We start from the raw sequence: 21,557 nt of genomic DNA on the forward strand, positions 1-21,557 counted from the left end.
AACGGAACGATCACGGAAAGCGAAGCACCGGTGCCCGGCGCGTCGGTTCGCGCGGTCTGCGGCGCGGTTCGGGGCTACCGGACCGCGAGCATGACCTCGACGACGGCGTCGAGGAGGGCGTCCACCTGGGCCTCGCGGTACCCGCCGTGCTTCGGTCGGAACACGATCGAGCGGACCTCGGTGAGGCTGAGCGGCTTGCCTTCACGGAAGTACCCGTCGAGCCGCTTGGCGAACGCGTCGACGTCCTTGGGGTGGTACCCCGTCGACAGGAAGTTCACCCGGTGGAAGCGCTGCCCCTCGGGACGTTCGAGGCGGGCCACCACGTCGGACGCCTTCGTGCGGGCCTCGGCGTACCAGGACTTCTGCCCGACGTCGGCGATCTCGCGCTCGCGCTCCCGGGTGGCGAAGGCGTCCTCGAGCCGCTCGAGTGCGGCGTCGACGTGCTGCGTCGAGTAGCCGCCCTTCTTCATCGAGAACGCGGTCGCGCGGATCTTCGCCGCCTCGATGCCGGGGGCGCTGTCGTTGGCCGTGTAGGCGCTGCGGGCATCCTCGAGGAAACGCTCGACCTCGTCGATGTCGTAACCGAGGACCGAACGGGGAGCTGTCGGGAACGTCGTGGGCACGCCGACATTCTGCCAGCACACTCCCCTGGTGGGAGCTGGACGCGCGGGCAGCGGCTCCGAGGGTCCCGGTCGCGGCTCAGTGGTTGACGACGAGGTAGAGCAGGTACGCCACGGCCGCGGACGGCAGGATGCTGTCGATCCGGTCGAGCAGACCACCGTGCCCGGGCAGGAAGGACGAGATGTCCTTGATCCCCAGGTCACGCTTGATCATCGACTCCGTGAGGTCGCCGAGCGTCGCGGACCCGGAGATGAGCACACCGAGGACCACGCCCGTCCACCACGGCAGCCCGAGCATGAGCCAGGCGACCAGGATCCCGACGATGATGCTCGCCGCGACGGAGCCCGCGAAGCCCTCCCAGGTCTTCTTCGGGCTGATCCGGGGGGCCATCGGGTGCTTCCCGAAGTTCAGGCCGGTGGCGTAGGCGCCGGTGTCGACCGCGACGACCACGAGGATGAAGCCGACGACCCAAAGCGCACCGTCCTGGAGCGCGGAGAGCAGCACGACGCAGGCGCCGAGGAGGGTGACGTACGCCTGGACGAACAAGCCGTTCGTCAGGTCACGGAAGACGTTGCCCGCCGACGGCTTCTGCCGGGCGAACAGGACCTCGACCAGGCGCCACACCGTGATCAGCACGATCCCACCGAGGATGGTGAAGAGCGCTTCGACCTGACCGCCCAGGAACGCCGCCGGCACCATCGCGATGGCGGTGGCGACGCTCGGGATCCGCGGGACGTCGCGGCCGGCGAAGCGCATGGCGCTCGCGAGCTCCCAGACGCCGAAGCCGATCAGGAAGGCGGCGACCACCATGAAGGCGGGCTCCCAGATCAGGAGCGACCCGAGCATCACCACCGCGAACGCCAGGGCGATCGCGATGGCGGCCGGGAGGTTCCGTCCGGTGCGCGCGGTCAGCGCCTCGTTGCGGGCGTCGAACGACGCGCGGCGCTGGCGGATCTGCGCCTCGAAGTCCGTCCGAGCGGCGCGGGCCCTGGCATCGAAATCGTGCCTGAGGCCCTTCGCCGCCGGACGGGGGTCATCTGCTGTGGGGCGGTCAGCGCCCTCGTCACGACGGGGCATCAGACCTCGAGGAGTTCGGCTTCCTTCTTCTTCAGCGCGTCGTCGATGAGGTCGACGTGCTTCTTCGTGAGGGCCTCGAGGTCCTTGTCGCCGCGGGCGATCTCGTCGTCGGAGATCTCACCCTTCAGCGCGTCGAGGTCGTCCTTCGCCTTGCGGCGGATGTTGCGGATGACGACCTTGTGGTCTTCGCCCTTGCTCCGGACGAGCTTGACGAACTCCTTGCGGCGGTCCTGCGTGAGTTCCGGGATCGTCACACGGACGATCTCGCCGTCGTTCGTGGGGCTGGCGCCGAGGTTCGGGAAGGTCGCGATGGACCGCTCGATCTCCTTCAGCGCCGTCTTGTCGTACGGCGTCACGATCAGCGTGCGCGCTTCGGGCGTCTGGAGGGACGCGAGCTGCGCGAGCGGCGTCGGGGACCCGTAGTAGTCGACCGGGATCTTCTGGAAGAGCGCGGCGTTGATGCGGCCGGTCCGGACGGTCGAGAAGTCGTCCTTGGCGACGTCGACGGCCTTGGCCATCTTCTCGGTGGCTTCGCTCATGACATCACTGATCACGGTGGTTCTCCTTCGGTACGTCGTCGAGTCTAGTCAGCCGGGGAGGTCAGTTGCTGACCACCGTGCCGATGCGCTCACCGCGGATCGCGGCCTGGACGTTGCCCTCGCCCTCCATGCCGAACACGTGCATCGGCATGCCGTTGTCCATGCAGAGCGAGAACGCGGTGGCGTCGACGACCTTGAGGCCCTTGAGCAGCGCGTCCTGGTAGGTCACGTGGTGCAGCTTCTCGGCGGTCGGGTCCTTCTTCGGGTCCGCCGAGTACACGCCGTCGACGCCGTTCTTGGCGACGAGGACCTCGGTGGCACCGATCTCGAGCGCACGCTGTGCGGCGACGGTGTCGGTCGAGAAGTACGGCAGTCCCGCACCCGCACCGAAGATCACGACGCGGCCCTTCTCGAGGTGTCGCTCCGCGCGCCGCGGGATGTACGGCTCCGCGACCTGGGTCATGCTGATCGCGGACTGCACGCGCGTGGCCGCACCGGCCTGCTCGAGGAAGTCCTGCAGCGCGAGGGCGTTCATGACGGTGCCGAGCATGCCCATGTAGTCGGCACGCCCACGGTCCATGCCGCGCTGGGAGAGCTCGGCGCCGCGGAAGAAGTTCCCTCCGCCGACCACGATGGCGACCTCGACGTCACGCGCGGCGACGGCGATCTCCTTCGCGATGCTGCCGATCACGTCGGGGTTCACGCCCAGGGAGCCGGCACCGAAGGCCTCTCCGGAGAGCTTCAGCAGGACCCGTCGTCGTCCGGTCTTCTCGTCGGTCATGTGCTCGCCCTTCGTTACGGAGTCTCGTGGAATCTACTAGCGCCCGGGCGGCCGGTGGGCCGCGGGCGCGAAAACGGGGCCAGGAACCGATTGGTTCCTGACCCCGTCATGGGTTCGTTACGCGCCGACCTTGACGCGGGCGAAGCCCTGGATCGTGATGCCGGCGTTCTCGGCGGCCTTCGCGACGGAGATCTTGTTGTCCTTCGCGTAGTCCTGGTCGAGGAGCGCGATGCCCTTGATGAAGGCGTTGACGCGACCTTCGACGATCTTCGGGAGGGCGGCCTCCGGCTTGCCCTCTTCGCGCGTGATCGCTTCGACGGTCGCACGCTCCTTCTCGATCGCCTCGGTCGGGACCTCGTCGCGCGTGAGGTACGACGGGTTCGCGAACGCGACGTGCTGCGCGATCGAGCGGGCCTCGGCGGCGTTGTCACCGTCGTAGGCGACGACGACGGCGATCTGCGGCGGCAGGTCCTGGCTCGTCTTGTGCAGGTAGATCTCGAACTTCGAGCCCTCGACACGGCGGACCGTGCGGACCTCGAGCTTCTCGCCGAGCGCCGCGGCGCTCTCGTTGACGACGTCGAGCACCGTCTTGCCGTCGAGGGGGGCCTCGTTCGCCGAGGCGACGTCGGCGGCACCCGCAGCGGCGACCGCGGCGAGGACCTTGTCGGCGAGGGTGGTGAACTTCTCGTTCTTCGCGACGAAGTCGGTCTCGCTGGCGAGCTCGACGACGGTGGCGGCACCGTTGTCGGCGGTCGCGACGACGACGCCCTCGGAGGTGGCACGGTCATCGCGCTTGGCGACGGCCTTCGCACCCTTGATGCGGAGCAGCTCGACGGCCTTGTCGTAGTCGCCGTCGGCCTCGACGAGCGCGTTCTTCGCGTCCATCATGCCGGCCCCGAGGTCCTCGCGGAGCTTCTTCACGTCCTGAGCGGTGAAGTTTGCCATTGAATGGCGTCCTTTCTGGACTATGCGTGTGTGGAGAGCGGAGTCGAGGGCGCCGGGCCGTGTGGCCCGACGCCCTCGGACACTCACTCGGCGGGGGTGGTCTCCGCAGCGGCCTCGGCCTCAGCGGTCGGCTCGGCGTTCTTCGCCTCGTCGGCGATCGGCTCGCCGATCTCCTTGGCGGCGACCTGCGCGTCAGCGTCGTTCTCTTCGACGGTGCTGCCCTCGGGCGCGGCGTCGGCGGCCGGGGCCGTCGTCGTCTCGCCACCGAGGAGCTCCTGCTCCCACTCGGCGAGCGGCTCGGCCGCTTCCTCGTCGGAGCCACCGTTGTGGCGGGTCTTGAGGCCCTCGGCAGCGGCGTCCGCGATGATGCGGGTCAGCAGGCCGACGGAGCGGATCGCGTCGTCGTTCCCCGGGATCGGGTAGTTGATCTCGTCGGGGTCGCAGTTGGTGTCGAGGATGCCGATGACCGGGATCCCGAGCTTCTGCGCCTCGTCGACGGCGAGGTGCTCCTTCTTGGTGTCGACGATCCAGAGCGCGCTCGGGGTCCGCGTGAGGTTGCGGATACCACCGAGGGTCTTGTGGAGCTTGTCCAGCTCGCGCTTCTTGATGAGGAGCTCCTTCTTGGTGAAGCCCTTCGTCGTGTCGTCGAAGTCGATCTCCTCGAGCTCCTTCATGCGCGCGAGGCGCTTGGAGACCGTCTGAAAGTTCGTGAGCAGACCGCCGAGCCAACGCTGGTTGACGTACGGCTGGCCGACGCGGGTCGCCTGCTCGGCGATGGAGCCCTGCGCCTGCTTCTTGGTGCCCACGAAGAGGATCGTGCCACCGTGCGAGACCGTCTCCTTGACGAAGTCGTACGCGCGGTCGATGTAGGCCAGCGACTGCTGCAGGTCGATGATGTGGATGCCCGAGCGCTCGGCGAGGATGAAGCGCTTCACCTTCGGGTTCCACCGACGGGTCTGGTGTCCGAAGTGGACGCCGCTGTCGAGCAGCTGGCGGATGGTGACGACGGCCATGTGCCGTCCTCCTTCTGTGTTTCGGCGCGCAGGCGTGCTGCGGACCTGTTGCGGTTGTGTCGAACGCGACCGGAGGTCGCGATCCCTGGTGTCCTGGCGCACGACCGCCCGCTCGTGAGAGCGGGACCGGTGGTCGGATGCCGTGCTCGATGACAAGCACTGCCCGTGAAGAGCACTGCCCGTGACAAGCACTGTGGACACGCGAAGTCAGCGCGCATCAGCGCACTGCTGGAGAAATGCTAACAGAAAGGAGGCACGGTGCGGGTCGGACCCGCACCGTGCCTCCAGGCCGGTTCTTCCGGTCTTGCTAGGACTTGGCCTTCACCGCATCGCCCTCGGCGCTGATGCCCATCTCCTCGAGGGAGCGGCCCTTCGTCTCGGGGATCTTCGCGATGACGAAGAAGAGCGAGACGAGCGCGAACAGCGCGTAGATGCCGTAGGTCACCGTGAGGTTGAAGCCGGAGAGCACCGGGAACGTGATCGTGACGATGAAGTTCGCGATCCAGTTCGCCGCCGAACCGATCCCCAGCGCCGTGGCGCGGATGCGGTTCGGGAACATCTCACCGAGCAGGACCCACATGAGCGGTCCCCACGTGGCGCCGAACGACACCACGAAGAGGTTCGCGAAGACCAGGGCGATCAGGCCCCATGCGCCCGGGAGGCTCGGGGCGCCGTCCACGAGCTTCGACTGCGAGAACGCGATCGCGACCATGAGGAGCGACACGAACATGCCCGCGGAGCCGGCCACGAGGAGCGGCTTCCGACCGACCTTGTCGACGAGGAAGATCGCGATGAACGTCACCGCGACGTTGACCACCGAGGTGATCGTGGAGATGAGGAACGAGTCGCTCTCCTTGAAGCCGACGGCCTGCCAGAGCGTCGTCGAGTAGTAGAAGATCACGTTGATGCCGACGAACTGCTGCAGGACGGCGAGGATGATGCCGACCCAGACGATGGGCTGCAGCCCGAAGCGGTTGCCGCGGATCGAGCCCTTCTTCTCCTTGGCTTCCTTCTCGATGCCGTCCTGGATCTCTTCCAGGCTCGTGTTCACGGTGTCGCGCGGCACGATCTTCGTCATGACTTCGCGCGCGTCGTCCTTGCGGCCCTTCGCGAGCAGGTACCGCGGCGACTCCGGCAGCGTGATCGCCAGGATGCCGTAGACCACCGACGGGACGATGCCGACCAGGAACATCCAGCGCCACGCCGGAAGACCGGCGACGACCTCGGACGCGCCGCCCGCCGTGACCGCGAAGAACTGGTCGGACAGGAGCGCGGCGAAGATGCCGAGCGTGATCGCGAGCTGCTGGAACGACGCCAGACGGCCGCGGATCGCCTTCGGGGAGACCTCGGAGATGTACGCCGGCGCGATGACCGACGCGGTCCCGATGCCGAGACCACCGACGAGACGCCAGATCACGAAGTCCCACGTGGCGAAGGCGAAGCCGGCACCGATCGACGAGACGAAGAACAGCACCGCCGCCCAGAACATCACGCGGGTGCGACCCCAGCGGTCCGCGAGGCGGCCGGCGAAGTACGCGCCGAACGCGCAGCCGATGAGGGCTGAGGCGACCGCGAAGCCGCTGGCGGCCTCGGACAGGCCGAACTCGCCCTTGATCGCGTCGACCGCGCCGTTGATGACGGACGAGTCGAATCCGAAGAGGAAACCGCCCACCGCTGCTGCGATGGCGAACGCGGTGACCTTCCCCTTGAACGCACGGTCTTCGCCGTGCCCGGTGGCTGTGTTCGACACGATGCTCCTGGTGTTCTGCCGCCGTGCGGGATGGTGCACGGTGCCCCGGCGGTCGGCTCGATTCGCCGTCCGAGCGGCGTTGCGTGGTCCGGAGCGGCCCCGACGTTACTCTCCGATCGGCTGGTGGTCATAACCGGGTTGTGTTCGGGGGCGGCGGGGCGAGCGGCGAGCGGCAGGGCGGCGGCGCATGGCGGCGGCGCGGCGGGGCGGAACCCGATGCGGAACGACGAGGTCGCTGTCGTACGACATCAGCATCGTCGCTGCTTGCCCGCGCAACGGCCCCGCCCGATGCGGAACGACGAGGTCGCTGTCGTACGACATCAGCATCGTCGCTGCTTGCCCGCGCAACGGCCCCGCGGTGTCGGACGATGCAGACGTACCGGATGCACCCGCATGCGTCGACACCGCGCCAGTCGAACGACACCCGCGGTGTCGGAAGAAGCAGACGTACCGGATGCACCCGCATGCGTCGACACCGCGCAAGTCGAACGACACCCGCGGTGTCGGAAGATGCAGACGCACGCAGGAACGCCGACTCCCCCACAGCCTGGAGGCTCGCCCCGCCATCCACAGATGGACCTCCGCCCCGGTGCGCTGCGGCCCCAGCGCACGAGGCTGGTTCTCATGAATCAACGAACCCTGGCACCGCCCGCGCTCCTCGTGGCGGCGCTGTTCGTGGGCGCGGTCGGGCCGCTCGACTCGGCTGCACCGGCACCGGCACCGGCGAGCGTCACCGTGCGCGTGACCGAACCGGGCGAGACCGGTGAGCCGCCGTGGATGTGGCCGACCGGGTCTCGCGTGGTCGAGCGCGGGTGGGAAGCCCCCGCGGACGACTACTCGGCGGGACACCGCGGGATCGACGTGGCCGCGCCGCTCGGGCTCCCGGCGGTGGCGGTCGACGACGGGGTCGTGGCGTTCGCGGGGTCGGTCGGCGGACGCCCGGTCGTGACGATCGACCACGGTTCGGGGCTGGTGAGCACGCTCGACTCGGTCACTCCACTCGTGGCGAAGGGCGACGCGGTGCGCCAGGGCGATCCCGTCGGTGCCGTCGCCGTCGGGCACTGCCCGGCGACGGCTCCGTGCGTGCACCTCGGTGCCCGACTCGACGACCGGTACGTCGATCCGACGCCCTACCTGCCCGCCGCGGAGTGGCCGGTACTGCTGCCCGAGTCGGCGTGGCCCGGGTGACCCACTGGTCGCGCGAGACCGAGCCGATCGTGACCGAGGCGGTCGTGCCGGAGCGAGCCGGTCGCGCGGGAACGAGTTCGTCCCGCGGGAACGAGCCGACCGGGCCGGAACGAGCCGGTCGCGCGACCGAACCGAGACCGAGACCGAGCCGAGTCGCTGACCTGCGCGCGGTCAGGCGCGGGGATGGGCCGTGCGGTAGACCTCGCGGAGGCGGGCGGAGGAAACGTGGGTGTAGATCTGCGTCGTGCCGAGGCTTGCGTGACCGAGGAGTTCCTGGACGGCACGGAGGTCCGCTCCCCCGTCGAGCAGGTGCGTCGCCGCGGTGTGCCGGAAGGTGTGCGGTCCGCTCGGCCCCTCGCCGGGCAGGTCCTCGAGCAGCCGTGCCACGATCCGGTACGCGCTCCGGACCCCGAGCCGACCACCGCGATCCCCGAGGAACAGCGCGTCCGTGGCCACAGCCGATCTCCCCGTCGCCGTGCCCGCGCCCGCGCCCGTGCCCGCGCCCGCGCCCGCAGCGGCAGCGGCAGCGGCAGCGGCAGCGGCCGCGGCCGAGCCTGAGCTCGCGGCCGCGGCGCGCTCGAGGAGCACCGGGCGGCCTCGCGACAGCCAGGCCTCCATCGCGTCCCGAGCGGGCACACCGAAGGGCACCACCCGCTCCTTCCCGCCCTTGCCGAGGACCCGGACGGTGAGCCGCCCGCGGTCCACGTCGGCTGTGTCGATGCCCACCAGCTCGCTCACGCGGATCGCCGCCGCGTAGAGGAGCTCGACGAGTGCGACGTCGCGGAGCGCCCCTGGGTCGTCCCCCGCCGCACGGGCAGCGAGCCCGTCGAGCAGCACGCGCACCTGGTCCTCGGACACGACGCGCGGGAGGTGCGACGCCCCCTTCGGCGCCCGCAACCGCACCCCCGGGTCCGTCGCCACGAGCCCCGTCTCGCTCGCCCACCGGGTGAACGCGCGGACGGACGACGAGCGCCTGGCGATGCTCGCCCGGGCCAGTCCCCGCTCGTTCGCTTCCCACAGCCAGTCGCGGAGGACGTCGAGCGTCAGCCCGTCGAGCTGTTCGACACCGCGGACCGCGGCCGACCGGAGGAGGTCCTCGAGGTCCCCGCGGTAAGCACGGACCGTCTGTTCGCTGAGCCCGCGCCCGTGGGCGGCGTGCGCGAGGAACGCCTCCACGGCCACGTCGAGCCTTCCAGCGGGAGCACCGCCTCGGTGGTCGTCCATGCCGCCCAGCGTAGGCGGGTCGTGCACGCGCGATCACGACCGCCTCGCTGGAGGTGGGACGGCCGCCCAACCGTCGGACCGGCGGTGGACGAGCCCCTGCAGCTCGGCGAGTGCCAGCGCGTCCGTGGCGGCCATGACCGAGAGCCCCGATCGTCGGGCGACGTCGATGGTCGTGGTCGCCCGGCGGCGTCCGAGCGCGTCGATGACCCGCAGGACCTCCGGGTCCTCGGCCGGCCCGCTGAGGGTGAGCGCGGTGTCCTCGAACCGGTCCACTCCGGAGTGCGCCGCGATCGCCGCCCGCGCGGGGTCCTCGGGGCGGACGGCCAGCACGGCACGACCGTCGGCGACGAGCCGGTGACACCCGACGGACGCGGGCGAGGAGAACGCGCCGGGTACGGCGAGGACCGGCCGCCCGAGCTGCGCCGCGTGGTTGGCGGTGTTGAGCGCGCCGGATCTGGCTGCGGCTTCGACCACGACGACGGCGTCCCCGAGCGCGGCGATCAGCCGGTTCCGGGCGAGGAATCGCCACCGTGTCGGCCGGGTGCCGGGCGGCGACTCCGCGAGGAGCACCCCCTGCCGGCTGACGTTGCGCAGGAGTTCGACGTGCCCGGTCGGGTACAGCTGGTCGATCCCGCCGGCGAGCACCGCGACCGTCGGCGTGCCCGCGGCGATCGCCACCCGGTGCGCGACGGCGTCGATCCCGTACGCGCCGCCACTGACCACGGTGCATCCCGCATCGGCCGCGGACGACGTGATCTCTGCCGCGGCTTCGGCGCCGGCGAGCGTGTTCGCCCGGCACCCCACGACGGCGAGCGTCGGCGGGTGGACCAGGCGTGACCGGTCGGCGAGCGGAGTGCCTCGGCTCCAGACCACGAGCGGTGCGTGTGCCTCGAGGTCGTCGAACCGCGTCGGCCAGTCCGGATCTCCGGGCAGGACGAGCGCTCCGCCGACGGTTGCCGCGGCACGGACGACCTCGGCCACGTCGATCCGGTCGGCACGGGGGCGCCACCGCGCGAGCCCGGCGTCGAGCGATGGCTCGAGCGAATGGAGGTCGTCGCCCGTGACCTCGCCGGAGTCCCAGCAGGCACGCACGATCGACGAGCCGCGGCCGTTGATCGTGTCGAGCACCAGGCCGAGCGACCGGGACGCTCCGAGCATCGCGACGAGCCGGCCCGCGGTCGAGTCACCGGGTTCGACGATGGTGCTCCACGCGATGCGCGCGAGGGCGTCGGCGGTGTCCTCGGGCAGACCCCACGGCCGAACCGACCGCAGGTCGACTGCTTCGGGTCGGGCCTGAGTCGCCGGCATCACAGTGCGCTCCGGAGTGCCAGAGCGGCCCTGACCTGCGCCTCACCCGGACGGTCGACGCCGTCCAGGTCGGCGATCGTCCACGCCAGGCGCATGACCCGGTCCCATCCCCGCATGGTGAGCGTGCCGAGGTCGAGTGCGCGGTCGAGGAGCGACGTCGCCCCCGGTTCCAAGCGTCCGGCTCTGCGCAGCCAACTGCCCGCGACCTCGGCGTTCGTGCCCCACCCGGTGCCCTCGAGCCGCGTCGTCATCCGGTCCCGCGCGGTCGCGACGATCCCCCGGGCGCCCGCACTCGTCGGGGTCGCCCCGTCGGCACGTCGGATCGCGCCGGTCGTCACTCGCTGCACGTGCACGCGGATGTCGATCCGGTCGAGCAGCGGCCCGGACATCCGTCCGAGGTACCGCCGGACGGTCGTCGGGCTGCAGTCGCACGCGGGACCGCCGAGGTCGGGGCGGGCGCCGGCGTGGCCACACGGACAGGGGTTCGCCGCGAGGACCACCTGACACCGTGCCGGGAACTCGGCGGCGCCGGCAGCACGGTGCACGGTGATGCGCCCGGACTCGAGTGGCTGTCGGAGCGCATCGAGCACGACCCGCGGGAACTCGGGGGCTTCATCGAGGAACAAGATCCCCCGGGTGGCCCGGGACACCGCGCCCGGTCGGATGGTGCCGGACCCGCCGCCGATGAGCGCGACTGCGGATGCGGAGTGGTGCGGGGCTTCCCACGGCGGCCGTGTGGTCCACGACCGGGATCCGAGCCCGGCGACGGAGCGGACGGCCGCGACTTCGAGCGCGGCTTCACCACGGAGGTCGGGCATGATGCCCGGCAGCCGTTCGGCGAGCATGGTCTTGCCCGCTCCGGGTGGTCCGAGGAGCAGGACGTGGTGCCCACCGGCAGCGGCCGCGATCATCGCGCGGACGCCCACTTCGTTGCCGACGACGTCGCCGAGTTCCGCGAGCGGCATCGCGGTGTCGGCGGGTGACTCGAGCAGGACCGGGTCGACGTCGACCGGGGGCAGGAGCGCCCCCGCATCGATCGCGGCCCCGCGGAGTGAGTCGACGCCGTGGACGACGACTCCGGGCACGACCCGTGCTTCGTCGAGGTTCCCGATCGGGACGACCACGCGGTCGGCTCCGGCCGCCCGTGCCGCGAGGGTCATCGGGATCACGCCCGGGACCGGACGGACTCGACCGTCGAGCCCGAGCTCACCGATGTAGACGACACGGCCGGACACCCGCGGCGCGGTGCCCGTGGCGGCGAGCACCGCCATCGCGATCGCCAGGTCGAAGCCGGATCCCCGCTTCGGGATCGCCGCGGGTGTCAGGTTCACGGTGATCCGCCGTGCCGGCAACGGGCACCCGGCGTTCGTCGCCGCCGAGCGGACGCGTTCCCGGGCTTCGCCGAGGGAGGTGTCGGGCAGGCCGATGATGCTGAACCCCGGCAGCTGGCTGGTCAGGTGCGCTTCGACCTCGACGAGACGTCCGCTCACCCCGAGCAGCGCGACGGCGGCGGCGCGACCGATCTCGGTCATGCGATCGCCTCGACGTGCTCGACGACGGAGCGAGCGCCGAGGACGTGCACGGCGATCGCGTCGATCCGGATGTGCCGCGCCGACGCTTCGGGATGTGCCGCGAACCAGGCGGGCACGAGGCGCCGCAACCGACTGAGTTTCGCTGCCGTGATCGCCTCGAGCGGATGCCCGGTCGTGGCGCCGGCGCGGGCCTTCACCTCGATGAAGACGAGATCACCGGAATGTCGGGCGATGATGTCGATCTCGCCGCGGGCACACCGCCAATTCCGTTCGACCACCGTGTAGCCGTGTGCTTCGAGCCATTCGGCGGCGATCGTCTCGCCGCGGGCTCCCAATGTCGCTGTTCCCATGCGGCAAGACTCGCGAAGCCGTCGCAGAACCCAAGCCCGTCACGAAGACCTGTGGACGGCGGTGCACTCGAGAGCCCTTGTGGAGGAACGACGAAGCCCGGCCGACCATGACGGTCGACCGGGCTTCGCGGAGCAGGGTCAGTGTGCGGCTGCGTACGCTTCCTGCACCTGGGTGGAGATACGGCCGCGGGTCGAGACCTCGTACCCGTTCTCCTTGGCCCATTCACGGACCTTCGCGAGTTCTTCGGAATTGCCGCGCTTCGGCGCGGACTTCGGCGCGGTCCCACCGGTGCGGCGCCCGCTCACCTTGCGCGCTGCGGCGACGTAGTCGGAGATCGCTTCACGGAACTTGTCGACGTTGTCGTTGCTCAAGTCGATCTCGTAGGTGGATCCGTCGAATGCGAATTCGACGGTACGACCGTCGCCCGCGGCGATCGGTGAGTCGTCGAGATCGTCGACGAGCTGAACGGTGACCTTCTGCGCCATTACGTACTCCTCTGCACGGTGGATGTATTTCCCGACCAGCGTAGCGGGAAATACATCACCCACGGAAATGCACTGGGCGTTTCACAGCGATTCCGTCGAAATGACGATCACTCGTCGAGTGCGAGTTCCTTCGGGAGTTCGAGTTCACGCGAGGTGAGTTCTTCGACATTCACGTCCTTGAACGTCAGCACGCGGACGGACTTCACGAAGCGGTCGGAACGGTAGACGTCCCACACCCAGACGTCGTTCATCGTCAGTTCGAAGTAGAAGTCGTGCTCGGTGTCGCGACGCGCGAGCTCCACCTCGTTGGCGAGGTAGAACCGTCGCTCGGTCTCGACCACGTAGCGGAACTGCGCCACGACGTCGCGGTACTCACGGTAGAGAGCGAGCTCGACCTCTCGGTCGTAGTCGTCGAATTCGTCGTCATCCATTGCGCCCATAGTCTACGGCGCACACGCGCACCGCGGACGACCTCACCCCACGAGCTCGTCGAACCCGTCCAGCGCGACGCTCGACGCGGCGTGCAGCCAGCTCTTCCGGTGCAGCGCGTGCGGCCCGACCGCCCGGATCGCGTCGTAGTGTGCCGTCGACCCGTACCCCTTGTTCGACGCCCACGCGTAGTGCGGGGCGTCGTCGTGCGCGGCCACCATCAGGGCGTCACGCTCGACCTTGGCGACGACGGACGCGGCCGCCACCGAGGCGCAGTCGCGATCCGCCTTCACACGGACCACGACGTCGAGCGGCGACGAGACCGGCGCCAACGACGGCGGCAGGGCGCTCGACAACCAGTCGAACGAACCGTCGAGCACCACGATCGCGCCGTCGAACGACACCCCGGACGACGCGAGCGACGCCAGCGCACGCGCTCCCGCGAGTCCGAGCGCCGGCATGATCCCCCGCTCGTCGACGAACTCGGCCGACGCCATGCCCACCGCCGTGCGGGCCCACCGCGTGACGACGGGGACGAGCTCGGTACGACGTGCCGCGGAGAGGAGCTTCGAGTCCGCGAGCCCCTGTGGCACCCGGCGCACGTCGACGGTGACCGCCGCGACCCCCACGGCGACCGGTCCGGCGATCGCGCCGCGTCCGACCTCGTCCACCCCGATGACCGTCACGCGGCCCTCGGCGAAGTAGGACTTCTCGAGGCGGAGCGACGGGCGGACGGGGGTCACTTGTCCTTCTCCTCCACGCCGGCGAAGACGTCCGGGTAGTCGTCGAGCCAGGTCCACCTGCTGGTCGGCCAGGAGATCACGAACGCACGCCCGGTGACGTCGGACAGCGGAACGAAGCCCTTGGACGGGGTGTCGCCGTTGTACCGGGAGTCCTTGGAGTCGTAGCGGTTGTCGCCCATCACCCAGATCGTGCCCTTCGGCACGGTGACGGAGAAGTCGGTCCCGGATGCGCGGGTCTCCGCCGCAGGCAGCTTCAGGTACGGCTCCTTGATGGGGACGCCGTTGACCGTCATCTGGCCGAGGTCGTTGCAGCACGCCACCTTGTCCCCGGGCAGACCGATCACGCGCTTGATGAGGTGGTCGTCACTGTCACCGGTCCCGAGCCCCACCTGCGTCAGGAGCCAGTCGATCGCCTTCGCGGGCTGCGAGGTCGGCGTGACGCTCGGCACCTCGGACCCGGTGAGCCATCCGCCCGGGTCCTTGAAGACGACGACGTCGCCACGCTTGAGCGACACCGTGTCCGGGACGAGCTCGTTCACGATCACGCGGTCGTTGATCTGCAGCGTGTTCTCCATCGACGCGGACGGGATGTAGAACGAGCGGATCAGGAACGTCTTGACGAGGAACGAGACCAGGAGTGCCGCGAGGAAGATGATGAGCAGGTCGCGGAGGAAGGTCAGGACACCGTTCCGCTGCTTGTGCGGACGGGGCCTGCGCCCCGGTTCCTCGGTGGTGTCGGTCATTTCCGCTCTCGTTCAGAACACAACCCGCGCAACGGGCAGAACAGGGCCCACGCGGGCGGGCAGAACAGGGGCCCACGCGGGCCGGACCCGCGCAACGGGAAAGCCCCCCGTCGATGCACAACCGTACATGGACGAGGGGCTGCCAGCAGAGTCCGGCTCGCGGACGCTCGCTGTGAAGGCGATCAGTTGTCGCGCTTCTCCTTGATCTTGCGACGGGCCGCCTTGCCGCGCAGTTCGCGCAGGTAGTACAGCTTCGCGCGACGGACGTCACCGCGGGTGACGACCTCGATGTGGTCGATGATCGGGGAGTGCACCGGGAACCAGCGCTCGACACCGACCTGGAAGCTGACCTTGCGGACCTTGAAGGTCTCGCCGAGGCCGTGGCCCTGACGGCCGATGACGACACCCTGGAAGACCTGGATACGCGAACGCGTGCCTTCGATGATGTTGACGTGGACCTTGACGGTGTCACCGGCGCGGAAGTCCGGGACGTCGGTACGCAGCGATGCTGCGTCGACGTTGTCGAGGAGTTGGCTCATGATTGGGTCACTCTCTGCGGACGCACACGGGTCGCCGCGGATCGAATTGGATGAAGTGGTGATGTGCCCGGTGTCGGCGACTCCCCCGTGGCAGAGTCCAGCCAGGGCACAGCTGTCCATACTGCCACAGAGGTCGCACCGCACAAAACAGCGGAGGCAGAAAACACGCGAGGATGGACGCATGATCGAACTCCGCACCCCCGCTGAACTCGACGGACTCCGCGTCGCCGGCCGGTTCGTCGCCGACGTGCTCGACGAGCTCCTCACGACAGTGGACGTCGGCGTGAACCTCCTCGACCTCGATCGGGTGGCCGCGCGGATGATCGCGGAGCGCGGCGCGGTGAGCTGCTACGTCGACTACCACCCGTCCTTCGGCAAGTCACCGTTCGGCAAGAACCTCTGCACCTCCGTCAACGACGCCGCACTCCACGGACTGCCGTTCGACTACTCCCTGCAGGACGGCGACCTGGTGAGCCTCGACTTCGCCGCGAGCGTCGACGGCTGGGTCGCGGACTCCGCCGTCACGGTGCAGGTCGGCACGCACCAGGCCGAGGACCAGCGCCTCATCGACACGGTGGAACGCGCGCTCGCGGCGGGCATCGCGCAGGCGGCGCCCGGTAACAAGCTGGGCGACGTCTCCCACGCCATCGGCGAGGTCGCGCACCAGGGCGGCTACGACGTCAACCTGCAGTTCGGCGGTCACGGCGTGGGCCGCACGATGCACGGCGACCCGCACGTCCCGAACGACGGTCGCCCCGGGCGCGGGCTGAAGCTCCGCCCCGGGCTCGTCGTCGCGATCGAGCCCTGGCTCATGCAGGGGACCGCGGAGCTCTACCAGGACGACGACGGCTGGACCCTCAAGAGCGTCGACGGGTCCCGTGCTGCGCACGTGGAGCACACCGTCGCGGTCACCGAGACCGGTCCCGAGATCCTGACGCTGCGTCGCGCCCAGCGCGCAGACGCAACCGTGTGACGGCCGGGAGGCTCGTGGCGGCCCCGCCACGAGCCTCCCGACCGTGGACCGTTCCGTCCCATGCCGCGCGCGCGAGAAAGCAGAAACGCGCGTCGGGGGTCGAAAGAAACGACCACCCACGCGCGAAACGACTGCCCACGCGCGAAACGACTGCCCACGCGCGAAACGACTGCCTACGCGCGGAACCCCCGCGAGACCGCTGGAACCTACGCGCCCGCCTCCGGCAGCAGGTCCGGCCGGACGCGCCGCGTCCGCTCCAGCTGCTGCTCGTGCCGCCACGCGGCGACGTTCCCGTGGTGGCCGCTCAGCAGCACCGGGGGAACGGACAGGTCACGCCAGACGGCGGGCTTCGTGTAGGACGGGTACTCGAGCAGGCCGTCCTCGTGCGATTCCTCGACCAGGGACTCGGGGTTGCCCACGACCCCCGGGACGAGTCGCCCGACGGCCTCGATCATGGCCATCGCCGCGACCTCGCCCCCGTTCAGCACGTAGTCGCCGAGCGAGAGCTCGACGACGGAGCAGCGCGACGCCGCCCACTCGAACACCCGGGCGTCGATCCCCTCGTAGCGTCCGCAGGCGAACACGAGGTGGTCGGACTCCGCGGCGAGCGACCGGGCGATCGACTGCGTGAAGGGGGTGCCGGCCGGGGTCGGGACGACGAGCGTCGACGAGCCGTCGGACCGCAGGATCGAGGACAGCGCCTGTGCCCACGGTTCCGGCTTCATCACCATGCCGGCACCGCCGCCGTACGGGGTGTCGTCGACGGTGCGGTGTCGGTCGGTGGTCCAGGAGCGGAGGTCGTGCACGTGCAGGTCGAGGAGCCCGCCCTGCCGTGCCTTGCCGAGCAGCGAGACGTCGAGCACCCCGAAGAACTCCGGGAAGATCGTGACGATGTCGATGCGCACGGCTAGAACGTCTCGGGTCGGGACGTGTCCTCGGGGTCCTCGAACAGACCCTGCGGGGGCGTGACCGTGACGATGCCGGCCGCGATGTCCACGGAGGGCACGATCGCGGAGACGAACGGCACGAGGACCTCGCCCCGGTCGGGCGTCGACACGGCGAGCAGGTCCTGCGCCGGCAGGTGGTCGACACGGGCGACCGTGCCGACGGTGACGCCGTCACGGACGACGCTCAGGCCGACCAGCTGGTGGTCGTACCAGGCGTCTTCTTCGCCGGTCTCTTCGTTCGGGTCCTGGTCGACCCAAAGGATCGCCCGCGCGAGCGTCTCGGCGCCGGAACGGTCCGCGATGCCCTCGAAGAAGGCGACCGGGTGACCGTTGTACCAGCGGAGCTCGTCGATGGCGATGGTCTTCCCCGACCACGGTGAGTCGTCGGGGACCTGGAGCGTGAAGACCGCTCCGTGCGTGAACCGACGATCCGGGTCGTCGGTGTAGAGCTCGAGCTTGAGACCGCCCTTGAGCCCGTGCGCCTTGGTGATGCGACCCACCCGGAGTTGGGTCGCCTCGTCAGGAATCGGTGTCGACCACGTCGACCCGCACCCGCTTGCCATCGGCGAGAGCCGTGACGAGGGTGCGGAGCGCCTTGGCGGTCCGACCGGCGCGTCCGATCACGCGGCCGAGGTCCTCGGGGTGCACGCGCACCTCGAGGACCTCGCCCCGCGCGGAGGTGGAACTGGCGACGCGCACGTCGTCAGGGTGATCGACGATCCCCTTGACGAGGTGCGTCAGCGCGGATTCGAGCAAGGAATTACGCCTCGGTCGTCTCTGCGTCGGCGTCGGCCTCGGCCGGAGCGGCCGGGGCCTTCTTCTCCGACTTGGGCTTCAGGACGGCCTTCTTCGACGAGTCGACGACGAAGGCTTCCTTCGGCTGCTTGACCTGGACCTTGGACTCGGTGTCCTTCTCGCCCTTGAACTTGGCCCAGTCGCCAGTCAGCTTGAGGAGGGCCGCGACCTGCTCGGTCGGCTGCGCGCCGACGCCGAGCCAGTACTGCGCACGGTCCGACTTGACCTCGATGAACGAGGGCTCCTCGGTCGGGTGGTACTTGCCGATCTCCTCGATGACGCGACCGTCGCGCTTGGTGCGCGAGTCGGCGACGACGATGCGGTAGTACGGCGCCCGGATCTTACCGAGACGCTTGAGACGGATCTTGACAGCCACAAATGCTCCTGTTGCGTGTTGTTGTGGTTGAACCGGAACCGCGGGCGTGGGGGCACGCGCGGTGGAAGCTCGAGAGATACGTGATCCGCTGGATAGAGGGTCGAGCGGACACGTTTCGACCGTTCATTCTTACAGATGTCGGCCCGAGAAGCGAGCCGGGACGCGCCGCTACGGTGCGAGTGCGCGCACGGCTTCGAGCGCTTCGGACGTCGCGCGGACCGCGTCGACGCTCCGGGCGTCGCGTGCGCCGCCGACGACGGCGTACGGCACCCCCGCGGCCTGGAGGCCCGACACCAGTCCGGTGGGGTCGTCACCGTCGGTGTCGATCGCCTGCTCCTGCCCCGCGCAGATCACGACGTTGTCCGCCGGGACCATGCGCTCCGCGCCGTCCTCGTCGCGGATCCAGAGCGCACCGGGTTCGATGCGCAGGTACTCCTGGACACCGCCGACCATGCGCACCCCGGCGTCGCGCAGCCGGCCGAGGGCGACCCAGCGCGAGGTGAGCCCGACGCCCTGCCCGAACTTGCCCGAGCGGCGGAGCACGGTGACCTGGTCGCCGGGACGCAGGGTCCGGAGCGCCGTGGGCTGGCGCTGCGGCAGGTCGCCGACGACCTCGGTCGCCACGGCGAGGTCCCAGCGTGCAGCGAACTCCGCTGCGCGCACGACCTCGTCCGGGGACTCGGTGAGGAACGCGGCCGTGTCGACCCCGATCCCACCGCCGCCGATGATCGCGACGGTGCCGTCAGGGACACCTTCGCGGAGGGCCTGCTCGTACGAGCGGACGTGCGGCAGGTCGGCGCCCGCGATGTCGACGAGGCGCGGGACCACCCCGGCGGCGAGGACCACGGCCTCGCTGTCGGCGAGGTCGGCAGCGGTCGCCGCACGGCCGAGGTGCACGGTGGCACCCCGGTCGTGGAGCTCGGTGCGCGCGGCCCGGATGGTCGCGGCGTAGTCCTCTTTCCCGGGAACGAGCGCGGCGAGGCCGAACTGACCGCCGAGCGTGTCCGTTGCTTCCCACAGGGTGACCCGGTGCCCGCGCCGTGCGGCGTCCACCGCGGCGGCGAGGCCGGCCGGTCCCCCGCCGACGACGTCGACGCGCTTCGGCTCGGCGGTCGGCCGCGCCGGGAACGCGACTTCGCGTGCGGCGCGCGGGTTCACCAGGCAGGACACCGGCTGGCCGATGATCGAGCGGTCGAGACAGGCCTGGTTGCAGCCGATGCAGGTGTTGACGAGGTCGAATCGTCCGCCGAGGGAACGCGACACGATCTCGGGGTCGGCGAGGAACGGGCGCGCGAGGGCGACGGCGTCGATCAGCCCGTCCGCGAGCACGGCCTCACCGTCGCGGAGGTCCGTCATCCGGTTCGACGCGATCACCCGGACGTCCGGGTGCTCCGAGGCGCGCACCACCCGGGCGATGCGCTCCGCGTAGGACAGCCACGCCCCGTGCGGCACCGCGGCCTGCACGGTCGGGGTGCGGGACTCGTGCCAACCGATGCCGACCGAGATGCCGTCGAGCCCGAGCGGCAGGAGTTCGTGCACCAGGGCGTCGACGTCGTCGTCCGTGGAGGAACCGGGCATCAGGTCGGCGCCGGAGAGCCGGATCGTCACGGCGAGGTCGGGCACCGCGGCACGCACGGCGCGGACGACCTCGACCGGGAACCGCCGCCTCGCAGCAGCCGAGCCGCCCCACTCGTCGTCGCGGAGGTTCGTCAGCGGCGACGCGAACTGGTTGATCAGGTAGCCCTCGGACGCCATGATCTCGACGCCGTCGAAGCCGATGTCCCGGGCGCTCCGCGCCGCGGCGGCGAAGTCCTCGATGGTCTGCTCGACCTCCGCGCCGGTCAGCTCCGTCGGCACCACGCCACGGGCGGCCGCCCACGGCAGCGCGGACGGCGCGACCGCACGCTGCGGAGCGCCGTGCCGGTCCGTCATGCCCGCGACGAGCGCGTACCGGCCGGCGTGGAACAGCTGCGCGAGGATGGTGCCGCCGGACTCGTGCACGGCCTCGACCGCGAGGCGGAACCGCTCGTCCGCGCCGTCGACGCCGAACACCGCGAAGTCCGGGCCACCACGCGCTTCGTCGGAGATCGCGATCCCGCCGGTGATGATGCACGCGGCACCGCCGGCCGCGCGCTCACGGTAGAACGCCGCCATCCCGACCCCGCCGTCGTCGTGCACCTCGAGCCCGGTGTGCATCGACCCCATCACGACCCGGTTGGGCAGGTGCAGCGGGCCGAGCGTCCACGGGGACGCGACGGTCGCGACGGCGGTGTCGGGAGCGGCGACGGTCATGGCTACGAGGCGTCCGCGGCGTTCGTGACCGAGCCGTCCGACGGCAGCACCGCGTCGCGGAGCGGCGACGTCGTGTCCGCCCAGTACGGCGGCGCGATGACGGTGAGCCCGCCGTCGACGGAGAGGACCTGACCCGTGATGTACGACGCCTTGTCGGAGAGCAGGAAGTCCACGGCGTCTGCCATGTCGTCCGCGGTGCCCGGGCGCTGCAGCGGCAGCTTCTCGTAGACGGTCTCGATCGGCGCCTGGCCGGGGACCTTCGTGTAGAAGTACTCGAGCGAGTCGGTGTCGATGAGCCCGCCGTTGACCGCGTTCACGGTGATCTGGCGCGGACCGAACTCGACCGCCATGTACTTCATGTAGGACTCGCTCATCGCCTTCGCGGCACCGAGCGCGGCGTACGTCGGGAACGCGCGGAGCGAGCCGTACGAGGTGACGACGACGATGCGGCCGCCCTTGTCCATGAGCTGTGCGGCGCGCTGGGCACCGAGCACGAACGAGCGGGCGTTCGTGGCGTAGCTGCGGTCGAGGTGGTGCAGCTTCAGGTCGGCGACCGGCTTGAAGGCGCTCGCGGCGGCGTTCGCGACGAAGTAGTCGAGGCGACCGTACGTGTCGCGCACCAGGTCGAACAGGGCGTCGATCGACTCCGGCTGCTCGATGTCCACCTGGGCGGTGATCCCGTCGCCACCGGCGGCCTTGACGTCGGCGAGCGACTCCTCGGCCAGGTCGGCGTTGCCCTTGTACGTCACGACGACGGTCACGCCGCGCTGGCCGAGCTTCTGCGCGAGCAGACGGCCGATGCCGCGGGAGGCGCCGGTGATGAGCGCGATGGGTGCGGTGCTGTCGGTCACTTGTGTCCTTTGCTGACGTGGTGCGAGACGGACGGGAGGCTCGGGGCGGGCCCGC

24 protein-coding genes are annotated in these 21,557 nt (G+C 70.2%); 2 read left to right on the forward strand and 22 right to left on the reverse strand.

Annotated features, from left to right (window positions below):
- Window positions 1-74 precede the first annotated feature (74 nt).
- The 7 genes from EDF27_RS15340 to EDF27_RS15370 form a co-directional block, all read right to left on the reverse strand.
- Window positions 75-623 carry a DivIVA domain-containing protein gene (locus EDF27_RS15340; protein WP_123653729.1) on the reverse strand — a complete coding sequence of 183 codons (549 nt, stop codon included), beginning with the start codon at window positions 621-623 and terminating at the stop codon, window positions 75-77.
- A 76-nt stretch (window positions 624-699) separates the two neighbouring features.
- On the reverse strand, window positions 700-1,698 hold the full coding sequence (locus EDF27_RS15345; RefSeq protein WP_123653730.1) for a phosphatidate cytidylyltransferase: 999 nt from the start codon (window positions 1,696-1,698) through the stop codon (window positions 700-702).
- Complete coding sequence (gene frr / locus EDF27_RS15350; RefSeq protein WP_123653731.1) at window positions 1,698-2,252, reverse strand: ribosome recycling factor; 555 nt, start codon at window positions 2,250-2,252, stop codon at window positions 1,698-1,700. Before frr ends, EDF27_RS15345 begins: the two co-directional genes overlap by 1 nt.
- A 46-nt stretch (window positions 2,253-2,298) precedes the next feature.
- On the reverse strand, window positions 2,299-3,018 hold the full coding sequence (gene pyrH / locus EDF27_RS15355; RefSeq protein ID WP_123653732.1) for a UMP kinase: 720 nt from the start codon (window positions 3,016-3,018) through the stop codon (window positions 2,299-2,301).
- Window positions 3,019-3,135: 117 nt separating this feature from the next.
- Window positions 3,136-3,963: a translation elongation factor Ts gene (gene tsf, locus EDF27_RS15360; RefSeq protein WP_132049757.1), complete on the reverse strand. Its 828-nt coding sequence runs from the start codon at window positions 3,961-3,963 to the stop codon at window positions 3,136-3,138.
- An 83-nt stretch (window positions 3,964-4,046) separates the two neighbouring features.
- Window positions 4,047-4,976, reverse strand: coding sequence for a 30S ribosomal protein S2 (rpsB, locus tag EDF27_RS15365; protein WP_123653734.1), 930 nt, complete (start codon window positions 4,974-4,976; stop codon window positions 4,047-4,049).
- A 307-nt stretch (window positions 4,977-5,283) separates the two neighbouring features.
- On the reverse strand, window positions 5,284-6,726 hold the full coding sequence (locus tag EDF27_RS15370; protein WP_243698382.1) for a sugar porter family MFS transporter: 1,443 nt from the start codon (window positions 6,724-6,726) through the stop codon (window positions 5,284-5,286).
- 624 nt (window positions 6,727-7,350) lie between these two features.
- Between EDF27_RS15370 and EDF27_RS19790 the strand changes: the two genes are divergently transcribed.
- Complete coding sequence (locus tag EDF27_RS19790) at window positions 7,351-7,914, forward strand: M23 family metallopeptidase (protein WP_165931524.1); 564 nt, start codon at window positions 7,351-7,353, stop codon at window positions 7,912-7,914.
- A gap of 171 nt (window positions 7,915-8,085) precedes the next feature.
- On the opposite strand, the gene EDF27_RS15380 is transcribed toward EDF27_RS19790, so the two are convergent.
- From EDF27_RS15380 to rplS, 9 genes are all read right to left on the reverse strand, one after another.
- Window positions 8,086-9,138: a tyrosine recombinase XerC gene (locus tag EDF27_RS15380; RefSeq protein WP_132049764.1), complete on the reverse strand. Its 1,053-nt coding sequence runs from the start codon at window positions 9,136-9,138 to the stop codon at window positions 8,086-8,088.
- A 33-nt stretch (window positions 9,139-9,171) separates the two neighbouring features.
- Entirely contained in the window at window positions 9,172-10,446 is a 1,275-nt protein-coding gene (gene dprA / locus EDF27_RS15385; RefSeq protein ID WP_132049766.1) for a DNA-processing protein DprA, read from the reverse strand.
- A complete protein-coding gene (locus EDF27_RS15390) occupies window positions 10,446-11,978 on the reverse strand; it encodes a YifB family Mg chelatase-like AAA ATPase (protein ID WP_132049768.1) in 1,533 nt (510 codons plus the stop codon). The genes dprA and EDF27_RS15390 overlap by 1 nt, the downstream gene beginning before the upstream one ends.
- Complete coding sequence (locus tag EDF27_RS15395; RefSeq protein ID WP_132049770.1) at window positions 11,975-12,328, reverse strand: YraN family protein; 354 nt, start codon at window positions 12,326-12,328, stop codon at window positions 11,975-11,977. Before EDF27_RS15395 ends, EDF27_RS15390 begins: the two co-directional genes overlap by 4 nt.
- A gap of 138 nt (window positions 12,329-12,466) precedes the next feature.
- Window positions 12,467-12,814 carry an Lsr2 family protein gene (locus tag EDF27_RS15400; RefSeq protein ID WP_132049856.1) on the reverse strand — a complete coding sequence of 116 codons (348 nt, stop codon included), beginning with the start codon at window positions 12,812-12,814 and terminating at the stop codon, window positions 12,467-12,469.
- 107 nt (window positions 12,815-12,921) lie between these two features.
- On the reverse strand, window positions 12,922-13,245 hold the full coding sequence (locus EDF27_RS15405; RefSeq protein WP_111115750.1) for a DUF2469 family protein: 324 nt from the start codon (window positions 13,243-13,245) through the stop codon (window positions 12,922-12,924).
- A gap of 42 nt (window positions 13,246-13,287) precedes the next feature.
- Window positions 13,288-13,986, reverse strand: a complete 699-nt coding sequence (locus tag EDF27_RS15410) for a ribonuclease HII (RefSeq protein WP_123653742.1) — start codon at window positions 13,984-13,986, stop codon at window positions 13,288-13,290.
- On the reverse strand, window positions 13,983-14,729 hold the full coding sequence (gene lepB, locus EDF27_RS15415; protein ID WP_132049772.1) for a signal peptidase I: 747 nt from the start codon (window positions 14,727-14,729) through the stop codon (window positions 13,983-13,985). The genes EDF27_RS15410 and lepB overlap by 4 nt, the downstream gene beginning before the upstream one ends.
- A gap of 182 nt (window positions 14,730-14,911) precedes the next feature.
- Entirely contained in the window at window positions 14,912-15,268 is a 357-nt protein-coding gene (rplS, locus tag EDF27_RS15420; protein WP_056126034.1) for a 50S ribosomal protein L19, read from the reverse strand.
- A 181-nt stretch (window positions 15,269-15,449) separates the two neighbouring features.
- Here rplS and map point away from each other — a divergent pair, with 181 nt between their 5' ends.
- Complete coding sequence (map, locus tag EDF27_RS15425) at window positions 15,450-16,241, forward strand: type I methionyl aminopeptidase (RefSeq protein ID WP_132049774.1); 792 nt, start codon at window positions 15,450-15,452, stop codon at window positions 16,239-16,241.
- 206 nt (window positions 16,242-16,447) lie between these two features.
- Here map and trmD read toward each other — a convergent pair whose 3' ends face one another.
- The 6 genes from trmD to EDF27_RS15455 all read right to left on the reverse strand — a co-directional run bounded on the left by trmD (window position 16,448) and on the right by EDF27_RS15455 (window position 21,502).
- On the reverse strand, window positions 16,448-17,146 hold the full coding sequence (trmD, locus tag EDF27_RS15430; RefSeq protein ID WP_123704730.1) for a tRNA (guanosine(37)-N1)-methyltransferase TrmD: 699 nt from the start codon (window positions 17,144-17,146) through the stop codon (window positions 16,448-16,450).
- A gap of 2 nt (window positions 17,147-17,148) precedes the next feature.
- The gene (rimM, locus tag EDF27_RS15435) at window positions 17,149-17,751 is read right to left on the reverse strand and encodes a ribosome maturation factor RimM (RefSeq protein ID WP_123653746.1); all 603 of its coding nucleotides are present in this window, start codon (window positions 17,749-17,751) and stop codon (window positions 17,149-17,151) included.
- Complete coding sequence (locus tag EDF27_RS15440) at window positions 17,708-17,944, reverse strand: RNA-binding protein (protein ID WP_022905822.1); 237 nt, start codon at window positions 17,942-17,944, stop codon at window positions 17,708-17,710. Before EDF27_RS15440 ends, rimM begins: the two co-directional genes overlap by 44 nt.
- Before the next feature lie 4 nt (window positions 17,945-17,948).
- Entirely contained in the window at window positions 17,949-18,359 is a 411-nt protein-coding gene (gene rpsP, locus EDF27_RS15445; protein WP_123653747.1) for a 30S ribosomal protein S16, read from the reverse strand.
- 168 nt (window positions 18,360-18,527) lie between these two features.
- Window positions 18,528-20,651 carry an FAD-dependent oxidoreductase gene (locus EDF27_RS15450; protein WP_132049776.1) on the reverse strand — a complete coding sequence of 708 codons (2,124 nt, stop codon included), beginning with the start codon at window positions 20,649-20,651 and terminating at the stop codon, window positions 18,528-18,530.
- A 2-nt stretch (window positions 20,652-20,653) separates the two neighbouring features.
- Window positions 20,654-21,502: an SDR family oxidoreductase gene (locus tag EDF27_RS15455; RefSeq protein ID WP_123704734.1), complete on the reverse strand. Its 849-nt coding sequence runs from the start codon at window positions 21,500-21,502 to the stop codon at window positions 20,654-20,656.
- Window positions 21,503-21,557: the final 55 nt, after the last annotated feature.

The organism is Curtobacterium sp. PhB136 (assembly GCF_004346855.1).
In the GTDB taxonomy this organism is placed as follows: domain Bacteria; phylum Actinomycetota; class Actinomycetes; order Actinomycetales; family Microbacteriaceae; genus Curtobacterium.

Excerpts from the sequence above, each read along its gene's own strand:
- EDF27_RS15345 (WP_123653730.1), bottom strand. The coding sequence starts at position 1,698 with ATGCCCCGTCGTGACGAGGGCGCTGACCGCCCCACAGCAGATGACCCC.
- pyrH (WP_123653732.1), bottom strand. The coding sequence starts at position 3,018 with ATGACCGACGAGAAGACCGGACGACGACGGGTCCTGCTGAAGCTCTCC.
- tsf (WP_132049757.1), bottom strand. The coding sequence starts at position 3,963 with ATGGCAAACTTCACCGCTCAGGACGTGAAGAAGCTCCGCGAGGACCTC.
- rpsB (WP_123653734.1), bottom strand. The coding sequence starts at position 4,976 with ATGGCCGTCGTCACCATCCGCCAGCTGCTCGACAGCGGCGTCCACTTC.
- EDF27_RS19790 (WP_165931524.1), top strand. The coding sequence starts at position 7,351 with ATGAATCAACGAACCCTGGCACCGCCCGCGCTCCTCGTGGCGGCGCTG.
- EDF27_RS15380 (WP_132049764.1), bottom strand. The coding sequence starts at position 9,138 with ATGGACGACCACCGAGGCGGTGCTCCCGCTGGAAGGCTCGACGTGGCC.
- dprA (WP_132049766.1), bottom strand. The coding sequence starts at position 10,446 with ATGCCGGCGACTCAGGCCCGACCCGAAGCAGTCGACCTGCGGTCGGTT.
- EDF27_RS15390 (WP_132049768.1), bottom strand. The coding sequence starts at position 11,978 with ATGACCGAGATCGGTCGCGCCGCCGCCGTCGCGCTGCTCGGGGTGAGC.
- EDF27_RS15395 (WP_132049770.1), bottom strand. The coding sequence starts at position 12,328 with ATGGGAACAGCGACATTGGGAGCCCGCGGCGAGACGATCGCCGCCGAA.
- EDF27_RS15400 (WP_132049856.1), bottom strand. The coding sequence starts at position 12,814 with ATGGCGCAGAAGGTCACCGTTCAGCTCGTCGACGATCTCGACGACTCA.
- EDF27_RS15405 (WP_111115750.1), bottom strand. The coding sequence starts at position 13,245 with ATGGATGACGACGAATTCGACGACTACGACCGAGAGGTCGAGCTCGCT.
- lepB (WP_132049772.1), bottom strand. The coding sequence starts at position 14,729 with ATGACCGACACCACCGAGGAACCGGGGCGCAGGCCCCGTCCGCACAAG.
- rplS (WP_056126034.1), bottom strand. The coding sequence starts at position 15,268 with ATGAGCCAACTCCTCGACAACGTCGACGCAGCATCGCTGCGTACCGAC.
- map (WP_132049774.1), top strand. The coding sequence starts at position 15,450 with ATGATCGAACTCCGCACCCCCGCTGAACTCGACGGACTCCGCGTCGCC.
- rimM (WP_123653746.1), bottom strand. The coding sequence starts at position 17,751 with ATGGCAAGCGGGTGCGGGTCGACGTGGTCGACACCGATTCCTGACGAG.
- EDF27_RS15450 (WP_132049776.1), bottom strand. The coding sequence starts at position 20,651 with ATGACCGTCGCCGCTCCCGACACCGCCGTCGCGACCGTCGCGTCCCCG.